We start from the raw sequence: 15,407 nt of genomic DNA on the forward strand, positions 1-15,407 counted from the left end.
AGCAGTGGAAAAGAGCAATGACTAGCACAGTAACGACCCTCACTATTACTCGCCCAGATGATTGGCATGTTCATTTACGCGACGGCGTACAGTTAAAAGATACCGTTCGTGATATTAGCCGTTATATGGGACGCGCAATCATCATGCCTAACTTGGTACCGCCTGCTACATGCACCGAAACTGCCCTTTCTTACAGAGATCGAATTTTGGCCGCTGAGCCTCAAGGCAATTTCAAACCGTTAATGGTGTTATATCTGACGGATAAAACAACGCCAGAAGAGATTAAAAAAGCCAAAGCAACAGGCCATATTGTTGCGGCTAAACTGTATCCGGCTGGTGCAACGACTAACTCCGATTCAGGTGTAACTGATATTGAAAATGTTTACCCCGCGCTTGAAGCAATGGAAGAGGTCGGCATGCTGTTATTGGTACACGGTGAAGTCACAGACTCATCTATCGATATTTTTGACCGAGAAAAAGTATTCATTGAAACCAAACTTTCTAAAATAGTTGATACGTTTCCTAATTTAAAAGTCGTGTTAGAGCATATTACCACTCAAGACGCAGTTGAGTTTGTGAAAGGCGCTTCTGATAATGTCGCTGCAACCATAACTGCACATCATTTATTATACAACCGTAATCATATGCTAGCAGGTGGGATCAGGCCGCATTATTATTGTTTACCAATATTGAAGCGCAATACTCATCAACAAGCACTAATTGAAGCAGCTACCAGTGGCAGTAAAAAATTCTTTTTAGGCACAGACTCTGCACCTCATGCCAAAGATAAAAAGGAAGCTGCATGTGGGTGTGCGGGAGCCTATACAGCCCACGCTGCATTAGAGCTGTATGCTGAAGCCTTCGAAGAAGTTGATGCATTGGATAAGTTAGAAGGGTTTGCAAGTCATTTTGGACCAGACTTTTACAACCTACCACGTAACATAGATACCATTACGATAAAAAAGTCACCTTGGAAGGTACCAGAGAGCTACCCCCTTGGCGGAACTGACGTAGTGCCGATTAAAGCCGGTGATATGATTGACTGGATGGTGACTGAGTAATTCACCAACCGGTGTAAGAAGCGCACTGATATGGTGCGTTTTTTTTTATTTTTTTGGGTAAAATTTACAGAATTAATGAGCCTTGGTTTGTACAGAAACCTAGTTTCTATGTTAGGCTATTAATGCTTTGAGTTTTTGCAATTCAATGGATGTAAAAGTTGCGGTAAAGAATAATGTACTTGTACTTACCGGTTAGGTACTTACGATTGGTAGCATTAATATGATCTGCTGTATTTATTATTCCGATGTGTTGATAAGCAAGCTCAGGGAGGAAGCCATATTGGCAAGTGTTAATTTTGATTTGATCTACAGGAATAATAGGTATGTCTACTTCTAAAACAGGTAAAGTAAAGTTTTTCAATGAATCTAAAGGTTTTGGTTTTATTGAACAAGAAAATGGTCCTGACGTGTTCGTACACTTCAGTGCTATTTCTGGTGACGGTTTCCGTACTCTGACCGATGGCCAAGCTGTGTCTTTTGACGTTAAGCAAGGTAAAAAAGGTCCAGAAGCTGAAAATGTAGTTGCTGTATAAGCCTGCTTTAATGGGAGTAACAGCCCTGTTACTCCTTTATCTTATTTTCTCTTTTTAAATATTCTTATTATAAAATTCCTTATAATTATTTGCTTTATTATTTTTATATGTAAAAATAATAGGTAGATCAGTAAATGCTTATATCTGATTAATATATTACCTTTTGTAGGTAATTTTATATCCTTATCAATACAAGAGAACTGCCAATGCGTGAAATTAAATCTTTTATTAAGTCTGCAAGTTTTAACGAACTAGAGAAAGCTGCTGAATTAATCAATGAAGCACTCGATAGTCAACGTGAACAACAGCAAGTAAAAGACGAAGTATTAGCACTTATCAAGGAAAAAGGGTTAACCCTTGAAGATTTAGTCGGTGGCGCTCAATCGGACAAGCGCGCAAAAGTAAAAGCAAAATATCGTATAGAAAAAGATGGGCAAGTTTTTGAATGGACTGGCCGTGGTAAAACACCAAAAGCTTTTGCTGATGTTAATTTAGACGACTATACGATCTAATTTAGCTGAGCTATATTATCTTCTACGCTCGCTTTAATTACGGGCGTTTATTTTTTAGAAGCCTCTAACTGTTTGGAAGACCTATTTATACCCTTAGACCCTACCAACGAGACGCCGTTCAAAATACGATATCCCACTTTAAAAAATGTAATGACGCTGCGGTAATTGTCCTCCCTACTGGTGCAGGAAAAAGTCTAGTGATTGCAGAGTTGGCTCGACTTGCAAAACATAAAATACTGGTCTTAGCACACGTTAAAGAGCTCGTAGAGCAGAATGCGCAAAAATATACCAGCTTCGGTCTTAAGGCGAGTGTGTTCTCTGCTGGGTTGAAAGAGAAGTCCTTATCAGAGCAAGTGACTTTTGCGAGCGTCCAGTCTATTGCTCGAAACCTAGAGCAGCTGCAAAGCTTTTATTCCTTGATAATCATTGATGAATGCCACCGTGTGAGTGAAAATCAAGATAGCCAGTATCAACAAGTCATAAACCAATTAAGAAAATACAACGCAAATTTAAAGATATTAGGTTTAACTGCAACGCCTTATCGTTTAGGAATGGGTTGGATTTATTACCAGCATTATCATGGTTTTATTCGAGGAGGCTCGGAGTCACCTTTTAAGCGATGTATATATGAACTACCATTGAGGTATATGATCCAAAATGGATATTTAACCTCTCCAAATGAAATTGATCCTGCAACAACCAATTACGATTTTTCTTCTTTAATTACTAATACATTTGGAAATTATTCAGAAAAAGATATGAATAAGCTCTTATCAGATCAAACTAGGGCAACAAAAAGTATAATTGATCACATAATCGAAAAAAGTGAACGTCGATTAGGGGTGATGATATTTGCAGCAACGGTTATGCATGCAAAAGAAATAACAGGCTATTTACCAGAAAATAATACAAGGTTAATTATTGGTGATACTGACAATGCAAAACGTGATGAAATAATAAAAGATTTTAAAGAAAAGAAAATTAAATACTTAATAAATGTTTCTGTATTAACTACGGGCTTTGATGCGCCCCATGTTGACTTAATTGCTATTTTAAGACCAACAGAATCAGTTAGTTTATATCAACAAATCGTTGGTCGAGGCTTAAGGCTTTCCGATAATAAAGAAGACTGCATTATTTTAGATTATGCTGGCAATGATTTTAATCTATATCACCCAGAAGTGGGTGAAAAAAAACCAAATACAGACAGTGAGCCAGTACAGGTATTGTGTCCAGGGTGTGGCTTTGCGAATGTTTTTTGGGGGAAGCTAAGTGAAGATGGGCAGATAATTGAACATTATGGTAGGCGTTGCCAAGGGTTACTGGATGATGGTCAATCTCAGCAGCAATGCGATTTCAGGTTTAAGTTTAAAGAATGTGATGAATGCGGCGCGGAAAATGATATCGCTGCGCGCCAATGCAATCAATGTGGTGCGATTATGGCTGATCCCGACGATAAATTGCGGGCTGCACTTAATTTAAAAAATGCCATGGTGCTGCGTTGCTCTGGGTTATCGGTGTCATTAATAAAAGCGCAGTTAATCAAAGTAAGCTACTTTGATGAAGACGGCGCCAGTTGTGATGAGGTATATGACTTTTCTAATAAAAAAAGTCGCTTTGTATTTCATCGCTTTTATAGTTATCGGGTGCAGGGGCATGTTGATAAGGTAACGTGGAGTTCAGCGGAACAAGTGGTTGCCGCAGGGCACCTATTACTCGCGCCAGATTTTGTTATTGCGAAACAGCACAAGAAGTATGGCTGGCAGGTTGCTCAGAAGCTGTTTGATTATGAAGGAAGCTATCGCAAAGCGGATAAGTCATAGGGGGACGGGTAGTCAAAGCTGCATCCATGCAGCTTTGAGATTTATTCTGGTGCCATAATGCCCCAGCCATCGCCATATCCTTCATGGGTATTGGCAATACTTTCTATATACTGTTCAGTTTGACCGAGTAACTCGTGGACTGGTACCATTTTAACTGTCGTAACCACTTCCCAAACACCTGTATCAGGACATTGTTGTAATTCGGTATTAGGTGCTAATTCATCTTCTGCAATGGCTTGTGCAAACTTTTCAGCTTGCGGCTTTTGCTCAAATAATATGAAGAAATCAACATTATGAAGTTGGCTTAGGTCAACACCGGCTTCTGCTATTTCATTAAGGAGCTGGCCATTGTCATCATCTGGAAACTGCATTTTTTTATCCGCTTAAACTAATTATATGTATTGTCGGTGATCCGCAATGAAATAAAAAGGGGGATTGATAAATTTTAAAAGATTGGGCTTGAGATTGTTCATGGGGGGTTGATATATCATATGTTAGTATTGCTTTTTAATTATAAAATAAGAGCATTCAACCAAGTGTCAAAGCGACTTTTTGGGTGTATTTGTTTTGTTGTGGCACTTTGGAGTCACTTCCTTAATGCCCAAGCCAATGTGCAACTTGAAACACTTAAAATACAAGGTGTGGAAGGTGCAGTGGCGCAAAATGTTTCTGGATTTTTACAGCCATTTCTAAAACGGCGTTTTAGCTTTGCAGATCATGCTATTGCACGTAAAGACGTTGAATCCGCGTTACAAGCATTTGGGTATTACAACAGTAAGATTGCATTGACCTTAACGGATCATCAACAAACACTGCAAGTCGATATAGCTGCTCAGGAGCGCTTAAAATGGAATGCCATTGATATTGAAGTGCTGATGCATAGTGAAGCCGATCCATTTATAGATGAGTTGGTGCTGAATGTACCTATTAAACTCAATGAACCGGTTCGCCATGATCTGTACCAAAAGACCAAAGCACAACTAGAAAGTGTATTACTCGCAAGGGGGTATTTTGATTCTAGATGGATTGATAGTCAGTTAAGAGTTAATAAAAAACGACAACAGGCAAGTGTTGTTTTGCGCATAGAGGCAGGTGTTCGGTATCGCTTTGGTCGCATAGTAATGAATACAGACGTTAAAACTAAAACGTATATTCGCCATTTAGCACCGTTTCAACATAATGCGTTTTATCAAGCGGATCTGTTGTCAGAATTCAATTTATCGCTGAATGCGACGCCTTATTTTTCTGCCATAAAAGTATATCCATTATTAAAAGAGCGGGAAAATGGGCAGGTGCCCATCCGTGTTGATGTCTATGAAAAGCCAGCTAATAGTTATGAGGTCGGTGGTGGTTACAGTACCGATCTGGGTGCTAGAGGGCGTTTTAAATGGTCAAAGCCGTGGGTGAGTGAGCAGGGGCATTTTATTGAAAGTAACCTCTCTTTGTCAGAGCAGCAGCAAGATATTACAGCCAGTTATACGATCCCTGTGAGTAACCCCAATGATGATGTTTGGCGTGTACTCGGTGGCTATCAAATTCAAGATCAAGTAACTGATAATGTAGAAACAAAAATTTGGAATATACAGCTACAGCGGCAGTGGCTGACTGACGACGACTGGGTACGTACTGCGTTTATAAAAAGAGAGCACCAAACAACGCAACGCGGGGTTAATGTAGATAATCTACCTCAGGTAAAAACAGAGATGCTGCTTCCTGGTGTGAGCTATGCGAAAAAACACTCTAAAGGCGGTGCACTACCTTACTGGGGTAATGAACAGCTCTTCTCAGTTGAAGTTGCTAGTAAAGAGCTGATTTCATCAGCATCTTTGGTAAAAGTGAATTGGAAAAATACTTGGTTAAGAAGTTACAAAGCGCGGCATTTGGTTTTTGCGAGGGTTGATTTAGGCGCGATTATTGCGGATGAGATTAAGGCCGTGCCATTTAATATGCGTTTTTTTGCAGGGGGCGATCAAAGTATCAGAGGGTTTGCTTATCAAAGTGTTGCACCCCGTGATGAGCAAGGCGAACTTCTGGGTGGAAAATACATGGTGACAAGTGCAGCGGAATACAATTACCAGTTTTTACCTAATTGGCGTGCAGCGGTATTTATTGATGCCGGCGCCGTTGATAATGAAGCTTTGAGTGACTGGTCTGTTGGAGGCGGTTTTGGTATTCGTTATATCACGCCTATAGGCCCAATTAGGCTCGACCATGCATGGGGGTTGAGTAAAGCAAGTAAGAGCACGCGATTAAGTATAGTAATAGGTCCAGAGATTTAATGTTGTACAGAAAGTTAAGAAAAATACAGGGGGTGTATGCGTTTGTTGGGCTTCTTCTATTCGTGTTAGGGATGCTTTTTACTCTTACGGGTAATCAGTTATTACTATCCGCGGTAAGTCGAGTTATTCCTGAGTTGGATATGAGTGTGACTAATCGGACGATGTTCTCTGGTGGTGAGATTAACTTTACCTATCAATCAAAGCAGCAGTCGATCACTGGCAGTAATATACACATAGAGATGTCATGGTTTGATTGCGATACGTTATGTATTAAAAGTGATGTAGACCACATTGAAGTTACGCAGCATGACACCGCTGACGTAGCGGTCAATGAACCGGTACAGGCAATGGATGAACAAGGTTCCAACGTGACAGAGGGAAATGACATTTCCTCTGTATCAGTGACCTTTCCGATAAGCATAACGTTGAAATACCTAAACGTTAAAAGACTTATGGTGAATTCGCCAACACAAACAGTGTCTTTAGATGATTTTAAACTGTCGGCATCTTTACAAGAAAGTACGGTTCAGATTGATATGCTACAACTAAGCTCCGTTAATTTGGAGTTAATACAGCAGATAGACTCACAGACAAATAAATTAGAGACAATTATACCAGCATTGGTGCCGAAGGAAGTGTTCTTGCCTCTTACCGTAAATGTGGTGAAGGCTTATGTTAGCGAAATAAGTATTGCGCAAGCACAACAGCAGCATGTATTGCGAGAGGTTGAAATGTCGTTGTCTGTAATGGGATCGCACTTTCAATTGAGCGATGTACACATGGCGTATAAAGACCTGCATTTACGCTCAAATGCCCAACTCAATACCAAAGATTGGCGAGTGGACAGCTTTACAACGCTGACGACACCAACGCAATTATTATCACTAAAGACGATGGGAACATTTAGCAATTTAACTGTTGTAACTCGTGGGCAAGGTAGTGTGGCCGGTGATGTGGTAAGTCACTTGGACCTCACGACACCCAATTGGCCGTTTACGGTCGAAGGGGCGTTCACGCAAAAAGCAAGGGTAGCTGGGGGCGTGTTAAATATCGGAAGTATTGAAGCGGGTGAACTGACATTACAAGCTCAAGGTCATGCAAATAAGTATCATGCAGTGTTACAGGGAAGCGCCAATGCGACGAAACTAGGCACACTTAGCAGTCATATAAGTCTGCATGGTGGTATGACTTACCTGAATGTGGACGAGGCTAAGTTAACTATAAATGAAGCGCGCACAAATTTTAAGGCAGAACTCGATTGGAACACAGAGGTGTTTGCGACTATTCAAGGAGATTTACAAAAACTCCCTTTAGGGATACTAGTTGAAAATATACAGACACGATTAACTGGAGAGTTTCACGCGAAATTTAACAAAGTAGGTGAAGCTTGGCAGCTCGCTGTAGATAAATTATCTTTAAAAGGTGACTCTCAGGATGTTCCATTGGGGGCCGAAGTTAAACTGACTCTAAATGAACAAGGATATGGTGCTATTGAGCAGTTAGAGCTCAATTATGGTGAGAGTATTGTACAACTCAGCGGTGTGATGGGGGACGAAATCGACTTGAGTGGACGGTTTAATATTGATCATAAACAGAATGCTTTACTTGCAATTGATGCACATTTAACAGGTGAAGTAACACTCAAGGGAGATCACAATCATCCGCATATTTACGTTAAAAGTAATGTGTCTCATATCAAATATGATAACGCAGTTATATCGAATGGGAAGATCACGGCTGATGTTAATCTAGAAAAGGGCTGGGAAAGTGATATTAATATGACTTTTGCCCATTTAAGTCTAGCTAATGAGCAGCTCGAAAATATTACGCTGTCATTGGCCGGCAACAAGCAGCAGCATACGATTCATTTGAACTCAGCGGGAACTATTGCTACTCAGATAGAGATCCAAGGTGGACTAGAAAAGGCGCAGTGGCAAGGGAGACTATCTCATGCCAAAATAACTTATTTAGACTTACCAATAGAGCTGGTTTCATCAGTTCAATTTGTGGTTTCTAATAAAAAAAGTGAAATTATGCCTCATTGTTGGGCGGTTAAGCGCAGCGAAGTGTGTTTACAAGCACAACACACCCTTGATTCAGCGGGTCACGCGGCGATGTCATTGTCAAAAGTGGATTTAAGTGACTTTAATATTCTGACCGACAAGTGGCAAATGGCAGGAGTAGGTAAAGGGGAGATAAATGCTAAATGGTTTGCAGGAGAGCTCCTTGATGCCAATGCTGTATTAGATTTTAAGGATACTTCAATCAGGGCAGATTTTGCTCAGCAAGCGTATGTTTTGCCTGCTGAGTCGATAAACGTTGTTATGCGTAGCGATAAAGATCACATGGCATTAGATTGGCATCTAACATCGTCATTATTAGGAAACTTAAAGGGCGACATGGATGTACCTATCACTGACTATCGTCACGCGACTGCTAAGCTGATTGTTGATGACGTTAACCTTGCCCATTTATCTCCGCTCATGGAGCAAGTGGTACTGCACCCTGTGGCGCTGTCAGGCATATTGAACGCAGATGTATCCGTTCTAAATGGTTTCCAGAAGCCCAATTTTCACGGTGTAATGCAGTTAACACAATTTGCAGTTAAAAGCCCTGTTAGCCCCGTTGCGATACATAAATCGAATGTTGAGGTGACTTTTAATAAACAGCAAGCCGATATCAAAGGGCAGCTTTATGCTTTAGAGGGGGGGGAGTTAGCGCTCTCAGGCGCTCTCGTTGGGCAAGAGTCATTGGCACTGTCTTTGAATGCATCAGGGCAAGATTTTTTAGTTTCACCACAACCGGGTATTGAATTGGGCTTGTCTCCTGATCTGACGATTACATATGCCCATCATAAAGCTGAAATCTCAGGGGAGCTGGTGGTGCCTTATGGTCGTATTGCGATACAATCATTACCACAAGGTGTCGTAAAGGTCTCTGATGATCAGTATATTTTAGACGAACAAATAGTAGGAAATGACGACTCGTCGATAGATTACGACTTAGATCTGTCAATGAAAATACTCGATGACCTGTGGGTAACAGCTTTGGGGTTAGATAGCTATATTACGGGAGACTTAGATGTGACTAAGCAAACCGAGATGCCATTAATCGTAACTGGTGAGCTATCTTTAAGAGAGGGAAAGTACCGAGCTTTTGGACAAGACCTGGTGATTGACCATGGTCAGATTGGCTTTAATGGCTCACCAGATAAGCCCTATTTAAATGTCAGTGCGATTCGTAACCCTCAGGTTACTGCAGATAATGTCAAAGTGGGAGTAGAACTCACGGGCAGCGCGACGCAACCAGTATTAACTGTGTTTTCTGAACCATCAATGGATCAGGCACAAGCTTTGGCATATTTACTCAATGGTGAACCTTTAGGGCAAGGTAAAAGTGATAACAACACTGTGTTGACGCAATTTCTCTTATCGCAGAGTATTGAACGTAGTGAGGGGGTAGTGGCCAAAGCGGGTAAAAAATTAGGGGTTAAAGATGTTAATCTAACGGCAAAAGGCAGTGGTAATAGCACTCAAGTGGAAGTCTCCGGTTATATAACACCGAATGTACAAGTCAGTTATCGTGTGGGGGTATTTGATTCTTTAAGTGAAATTGCGGTGCGCTACCGCGTGTTTTCAAAAATGTATATTGAGGCGACGAGCGGTTTATACGATAGTATAGACTTGCTGTATAAATTTGATAGAGGTGAGTAATGCGATTGTTATGGGTTGTAGTGGCATTATTTTTGTCTATGAGTTTGGCTCACGCGCAAGAGACCATGAGGATCACGATTGGGGCGGACCCCTATATACAGGCTCTGTTAAAGCTTGCACTCTCTTATGATGAAGCACAACCTGAGCTAAAGTTTGTTTACGATATACCAACGCAAAAAAGAGCGATACGCTTACTCGGGAAAGACAACGGAATAGACGTTTTTTGGTCTGTGACTTCTTCTAAACGAGAAAAGCTAGCTCGGGCGATTAGGATCCCTTTGGTTAAAGGTGTATTAGGATACCGTTTAGGGCTAATACGCAAAGCTGATGTATCCCGGATGGAAAAACTGAATACAATCGGAGATTTTCAGAGTGTGCACTTCGGGCTTAGAGATGATTGGCCTGATTTAGATATTTTTAAAAAGAATAATTTAAAAGTGGTGTCTTATCCCCGAGAGGGCAACGCCTATGAGATGTTGCGCTCTGGGCGTTTTGACATATTACCTACCGACGTATTGGATGGTGTTTATTTAGATACTGAGTCAGGCATACAAGCCGATCCTCACCATATTTATTACTATCCCTCAGCGGTCTACTTTTTTGTCGCAAAAAATGATCTTGTGCTCTATAACAAATTAAAATCAGGTCTAGAGCAAGCCCATGCGGATGGTAGCTTTGATAAATTGTTCAACCGTTACTTTGCCACTCGGTTAAAAGATGCGAATTTAGCTAAGCGAAAACGCATTGATTTGGTCAACCCTTTACTGCCACTAAGCGCACCATTGAGTCATGCTACTTACTGGTATAAAAATAACAATGAAGGAAATCAATGAATGCCAATAATGAAAATGGCGTGTGTTTCATGTTTATCAATCACCCTCAGCTTAGCCTCGTTTTTTAATTATGCTTCACAAAGCGGATCGCGTGCTCCCCATGAAATTATCGCAGCTGCTCCCGCTGATGCCTGGCGTGCTGTCGATAATGAGCAAGTACTTAAGATTGAATTAGCCACTGGCTCTGTTTATATAGAGCTGAATGCACAGCTTGCACCTGAACATGTGAAGAATATCAAAAACCTGGTTCGAGAAAAATTTTACGATGGGCTGAGCATTTATCGATTTGTGGAAGGATTTGTCGCGCAAGGGGGTGATCAAGGTGAGACTAAAAAATTGAGTAAGGCCAAAAGAGCGGTTGATGCGGAATTTTTTTATACCAGCAAGAATCGCTTGCCGATTACTTCTCTAAAAATGATTGACGGTTATGCCCCTGTGACAGGGTTTTTGGATGGTTTTGCGGTCGCGCAGTCGGCTGACGGTAAAAATACCTGGCAAACTCATTGCCCGGGTATTTTTGCTATGGCGCGCGGAAACGAGATTAATAGTGGCGGCACAGAGTTTTATATTACATTGGCACCAGTGCGTTATTTAGATAGGAATATAACGGTGTTTGGGCGGGTATTACACGGTATGGAGCACGTCAATAGATTAATGCGTACACCACGACCCGATGAAGACTTTAATGTCATTACACATGCGCGGATACTCGGTGATATTAGCGCGATAGATAAAACGCAATTTGCCGTATTTGATACTGATCACACAGAGTTTCAAGCTTTAATACAAGCACGAAAAAGCCGCCCCGAAGCGTGGTTCGTTGAGCGGCCTAATTATGCTGATGTGTGTTCAATTACCATTCCGACGCGCATTATTACTGGCGGTTAGTTCTGATCGCGTATGGGGTTTTGTTATAGTCGCTAGAGCGGTACGGATTAATATCTAATCCGCCTCTGCGGGTATAGCGGGCATATACTGCAAGCTTCTCAAAGGCAAAGGTGCGTTGTAGCTCACAGTAAATGCGTTCAACGCATTGTTCATGGAATTCATTATGGCTACGAAAAGAAATTAAATAGCGTAATAAAGATTCATGGCATACCGCAACGCCCGTATATTCAATAATAATTGTCGCCCAGTCAGGCTGTGACGTGATCAGGCAATTAGATTTTAAAAGGTGGCTATGCAATGTTTCGCTAACGACGTCTGAAGACTTTTGCTTTAGTATATTTCCTATCGGACTATAGTGTTCAACCTCGATGTCTAAATCATCAATGCATTGCCCCGGCATAGACGTGAAAGCAATACAGTCGTGATCGTTTGCTTTATAGAGCACCACCTCGACTTGAGAGTGCGTTACGGCTGATAAATCTTTAGTAAGAGTATCTACTACGGTTTTTTGATCTGCAAACCGTGTTTGATTAAAACTATTTAAGTAAAGTTTAAACGATTTTGACTCAACAATATGGCTACTTTGGCAAGGAAAAGTAAAGGTCGCAACCGCGACTTGCGGTTTCCCTTTTGCGTTAAGCCAAGATAGCTCATATCCAGTCCACGTATCTTCCCCTAAAAATGGCAAGTCTGCTTCATCAACAGAGATTTGATCTCTATTGAGTTTACGTGCAATTGGATAAAGTAGGCTGGCATCATATTGCTGAGCATAGTCTGTGGTTTTGCCCAAAATAGAGGCTTTTAGCTCTGGTGCATCGGTGTAATCTGTCATGTTTCACCATTTGTGGTTACAATGATGGCTATTATAACCGATCATAGAATAGTTGGCAGTAAGGTGATAAAACAGATTTTAAGGCAAGTACATAAAAGTCACGCACAAGCGTATCAAAGTAAACATGGTACCTTGCCTTGTATGTATTACGATAAAGAATGGCCTAGTGTATGTGAAGTCGGTGAGCCGATGGCCGATGGTCAAATTCAGTGGCAAGCCCAGCCTTTTGAGCAAGCTGATAACTTAGATGCTTTAGCACATGCATTAGAGTGCCAATTTCCTGAGCAACTGAATTTGTTTTATAGCCAGTTTTTCGCAGGTAATATTGTCGCTCAATTTGATGGCCATCAAATTGAACTGTTACAGCCATGGAATCACGAAGATTATGAAAGGTTGCAACAGAATATCACGGGCCATGTTTTAATGAAGCGCAAGCTAAAACAAGCTGATACAGTATTTATTGGGCTAACAGAGCAAGATGACTTGTTAATTACGGTGAAGCTCAGTTCTGGTGAGGTATGCCTTGAATACGTAGGCAAAGAGCCTCACCATGTTTTAGCCTCTTCAATTGAGGAATTATTAGAAGGGTTAAGTTATTAAGCCATTTTATTGAAAATCCCAAGACATATTAGATACCAATAGGCATTGCTCACAACGAAAGTCAAAAAGCCCAAACCAAGGTTCTGGCAATGCCCATTCTCCGTTACATGACGGACACTTTCGGTTACGCTCAGCTTCTAGGCTTTCTCCGCCCACTCGATATAGGTAATAATACACATTTTTCTTGGTTAAATGCTTAATGCGTTTAGTTAAGTCCATCCCGCGACGAAACAAGTCACTGTCAGGGCTTGATATTTCGTGGAGCGCTGGGAATTCACACCGTGTGGCACCATTGATTTGAATTTGGTCGCATGCTTGCCAGTCTTCTTGCCACTTTATTAGGGCTTTGTAATCACCATTGGCGATTGCTGGTATGCTATAAAGTGGCACAGGTAAAAAATCATCACCGCAATATAGCGGACTACAAGTGTGAACATAGGTTGTGTATAGAATATAACTCGAAGGATCTTGACATGCATCAGCACCATTAGCATGGATATCTTGCCCAATCACTTTTACCTTGGGTGCCAGTAAGCCTCCTTGCTGTAGCTGTTCTATTGCATGTTTCACAAAAGGGCTGTGATGCAAAGGGTGTAGAGAGTCTTCCAATGGACACATAACACGGGTAATAAAGTAGCCATCTTTTAGCACTGTAGGGAACTCATCGCCAATAATTTGGCCGTTAAAACGTAGCGCATTTACCAATCTATTGATGGCTTGTTCTGCCGTATCTAGCGTTGTGTCTTGGTAACAGTCAAAAGTTAAATCAACAACAAACATATACTCAATTCTTTTGCAAAATGGATAGGAGTAAATCAAGCTTACTTTCAATGCGATCGAGTTGACTTTCGCGTTCGGTGGGGTGTTCGCTTTGCACCGATGTTTGTATCTCGTGAATACATTTTGGGTTGTTTTTATAGGCGGTGATCCCGGCAATAATATGTGGCATGGCAACCGGTTCAGACAGCCTCGCTTTGGTCAGTGCCACGGTTGGTGTTTTACCTTCCTGACATAAAGAAGCAATTGCTTTGAGCACAGCGTTATGCATTGTGTATTCTCCGCCGAATAAAGTGGCGATTATATCATGCTTTCAAGCAGCACCATATCACTGGCTTTACACAATGTTATTTTTTATAAAGTGAGCTATCGTTTTTCATAATAGAAACTCCTTAGGTTTGTATAAAAAACATTCGCTAAACTATAGTCATTACAGTGTTAGCTTCTATAGCCCCAATCAATCAGATAATAATAATGGAAGGGATAGTATGCGAGTATTACAACAAGACCAATTAGCCGTTAAATATTTATTGCCAGAAGACACCCGTGTTGCGGCAAGTTTACTGTATCAAGCGTATCATGATGACCCTATTTTACGTGCTATGTTAATGGCTAAAAAAGAACAAGATTATGAAGCCAAGTTACGTGCTTTGATCCGTGAAGAACTGGTGAGTTTTGGCCAAGGGCAACAACCCATTGTCGGACTGTTTGAAGGCAGTAATTTAGTTGCCACAGCGTGTGTTTTTGAAGCTCAGAGTAATTTGCAAGCATCTCGGTATTGGCATTGGCGACTGCGGCTGATGATGAGTGCAGGCTACCTTCAAACTCAGCAGCTTATAGAGAAAGAAGACACAATACGATTAGCGCTGTCGGAGTACGGTCATTATTATTTTTTAGCGTTTATTGCTGTCGATCCACATATCCAAGGCCAAGGGCTCGGGCATTACCTTTTGGCAGGTTTAGATGATTTAGTGGTGACCAATAATGCTGCATCAGGCATGGCTGTCTTTGTAACTAAAATAGAGCAAAAAGCATTTTTTGCCAGTCATGGATATCAATCAGTGAAAATGCTTTGCTTTAATAAAGTAAATGGAGAGTTAATGTTCAAAAAGAAAATCACGGACATAACGGAAGAGTAGCTGTAAGTATTATCTCACATGGATGTAAGTTAAGGTATTTTTATAGTGTAGTTATTAGCAATGATTATCATTATAAGTTTCTGTTTATTATATAATTGTGTATTTTTACAATATTATTTCCTTAAATTTATTACTTTTTCTCCCTTTAAATAGGGCGTCATCAGAGTAAAATTCATTATGTCAGGAAGGCAAAGTGGCTCGAAGCTACTCAAAGGATATGTTTACGAGGGTTGTAACAATTGCATGGAGCAAAGGGAACAAGGATTGAAGCAGTAGGAACTTACAGGATGTAAGCTGATAGCGGAGCTATAACAAGGACACGGGATAAAACACAGGGTGTGTTTAGGAGTGCCAAAGGGAATAGGCAAAGTGGACGCCAAGGTGGCAGTGCATATAGGAAATATGCAATAAGGATAG

General features: G+C 41.0%; 14 protein-coding genes. 10 read left to right on the plus strand and 4 right to left on the minus strand.

Annotated features, from left to right (window positions below):
- Positions 1–17 precede the first annotated feature (17 nt).
- The 4 genes from pyrC to CWC18_RS06480 all read left to right on the plus strand — a co-directional run bounded on the left by pyrC (position 18) and on the right by CWC18_RS06480 (position 3,929).
- Entirely contained in the window at positions 18–1,061 is a 1,044-nt protein-coding gene (gene pyrC / locus CWC18_RS06465; RefSeq protein ID WP_138674944.1) for a dihydroorotase, read from the plus strand.
- Between the two features lie 323 nt (positions 1,062–1,384).
- Positions 1,385–1,594 (plus strand): cold-shock protein, encoded by a 210-nt coding sequence (locus CWC18_RS06470; RefSeq protein WP_010362305.1) that lies wholly within the window; start codon positions 1,385–1,387, stop codon positions 1,592–1,594.
- Between the two features lie 206 nt (positions 1,595–1,800).
- The gene (locus CWC18_RS06475; protein WP_010362304.1) at positions 1,801–2,106 is read left to right on the plus strand and encodes an H-NS family nucleoid-associated regulatory protein; all 306 of its coding nucleotides are present in this window, start codon (positions 1,801–1,803) and stop codon (positions 2,104–2,106) included.
- Positions 2,107–2,189: 83 nt separating this feature from the next.
- A complete protein-coding gene (locus CWC18_RS06480; RefSeq protein WP_138674945.1) occupies positions 2,190–3,929 on the plus strand; it encodes a DEAD/DEAH box helicase in 1,740 nt (579 codons plus the stop codon).
- A gap of 41 nt (positions 3,930–3,970) precedes the next feature.
- Here CWC18_RS06480 and CWC18_RS06485 read toward each other — a convergent pair whose 3' ends face one another.
- Positions 3,971–4,300 carry a ribonuclease E inhibitor RraB gene (locus CWC18_RS06485; protein WP_119862352.1) on the minus strand — a complete coding sequence of 110 codons (330 nt, stop codon included), beginning with the start codon at positions 4,298–4,300 and terminating at the stop codon, positions 3,971–3,973.
- A gap of 165 nt (positions 4,301–4,465) precedes the next feature.
- On the opposite strand from CWC18_RS06485, the gene CWC18_RS06490 reads away from it, so the two are divergent.
- The 4 genes from CWC18_RS06490 to CWC18_RS06505 are packed head-to-tail and all read left to right on the plus strand — an operon-like array spanning position 4,466 to position 11,642.
- Positions 4,466–6,208, plus strand: coding sequence for an autotransporter assembly complex protein TamA (locus CWC18_RS06490; protein ID WP_249930085.1), 1,743 nt, complete (start codon positions 4,466–4,468; stop codon positions 6,206–6,208).
- Complete coding sequence (locus CWC18_RS06495) at positions 6,208–9,921, plus strand: translocation/assembly module TamB domain-containing protein (RefSeq protein WP_138674947.1); 3,714 nt, start codon at positions 6,208–6,210, stop codon at positions 9,919–9,921. Before CWC18_RS06490 ends, CWC18_RS06495 begins: the two co-directional genes overlap by 1 nt.
- Entirely contained in the window at positions 9,921–10,754 is an 834-nt protein-coding gene (locus tag CWC18_RS06500; RefSeq protein WP_138674948.1) for a substrate-binding periplasmic protein, read from the plus strand. Before CWC18_RS06495 ends, CWC18_RS06500 begins: the two co-directional genes overlap by 1 nt.
- Entirely contained in the window at positions 10,755–11,642 is an 888-nt protein-coding gene (locus CWC18_RS06505; protein WP_138589606.1) for a peptidylprolyl isomerase, read from the plus strand.
- On the opposite strand, the gene queF is transcribed toward CWC18_RS06505, so the two are convergent.
- The gene (gene queF, locus CWC18_RS06510) at positions 11,629–12,474 is read right to left on the minus strand and encodes an NADPH-dependent 7-cyano-7-deazaguanine reductase QueF (protein WP_138589607.1); all 846 of its coding nucleotides are present in this window, start codon (positions 12,472–12,474) and stop codon (positions 11,629–11,631) included. The genes CWC18_RS06505 and queF overlap by 14 nt on opposite strands.
- Positions 12,475–12,495: 21 nt before the next feature.
- Here queF and syd point away from each other — a divergent pair, with 21 nt between their 5' ends.
- Positions 12,496–13,074 (plus strand): SecY-interacting protein, encoded by a 579-nt coding sequence (gene syd, locus CWC18_RS06515; RefSeq protein ID WP_138674949.1) that lies wholly within the window; start codon positions 12,496–12,498, stop codon positions 13,072–13,074.
- 6 nt (positions 13,075–13,080) lie between these two features.
- Here syd and CWC18_RS06520 read toward each other — a convergent pair whose 3' ends face one another.
- Complete coding sequence (locus CWC18_RS06520) at positions 13,081–13,854, minus strand: Zn-ribbon-containing protein (protein ID WP_119862359.1); 774 nt, start codon at positions 13,852–13,854, stop codon at positions 13,081–13,083.
- 4 nt (positions 13,855–13,858) lie between these two features.
- Positions 13,859–14,122, minus strand: coding sequence for a hypothetical protein (locus CWC18_RS06525; RefSeq protein WP_138589609.1), 264 nt, complete (start codon positions 14,120–14,122; stop codon positions 13,859–13,861).
- Between the two features lie 217 nt (positions 14,123–14,339).
- Between CWC18_RS06525 and CWC18_RS06530 the strand changes: the two genes are divergently transcribed.
- Positions 14,340–14,990 carry a GNAT family N-acetyltransferase gene (locus CWC18_RS06530; RefSeq protein WP_138674950.1) on the plus strand — a complete coding sequence of 217 codons (651 nt, stop codon included), beginning with the start codon at positions 14,340–14,342 and terminating at the stop codon, positions 14,988–14,990.
- Positions 14,991–15,407: the final 417 nt, after the last annotated feature.

This window comes from Pseudoalteromonas aurantia (assembly GCF_005886875.1).
Lineage (GTDB): Bacteria > Pseudomonadota > Gammaproteobacteria > Enterobacterales > Alteromonadaceae > Pseudoalteromonas > Pseudoalteromonas aurantia_A.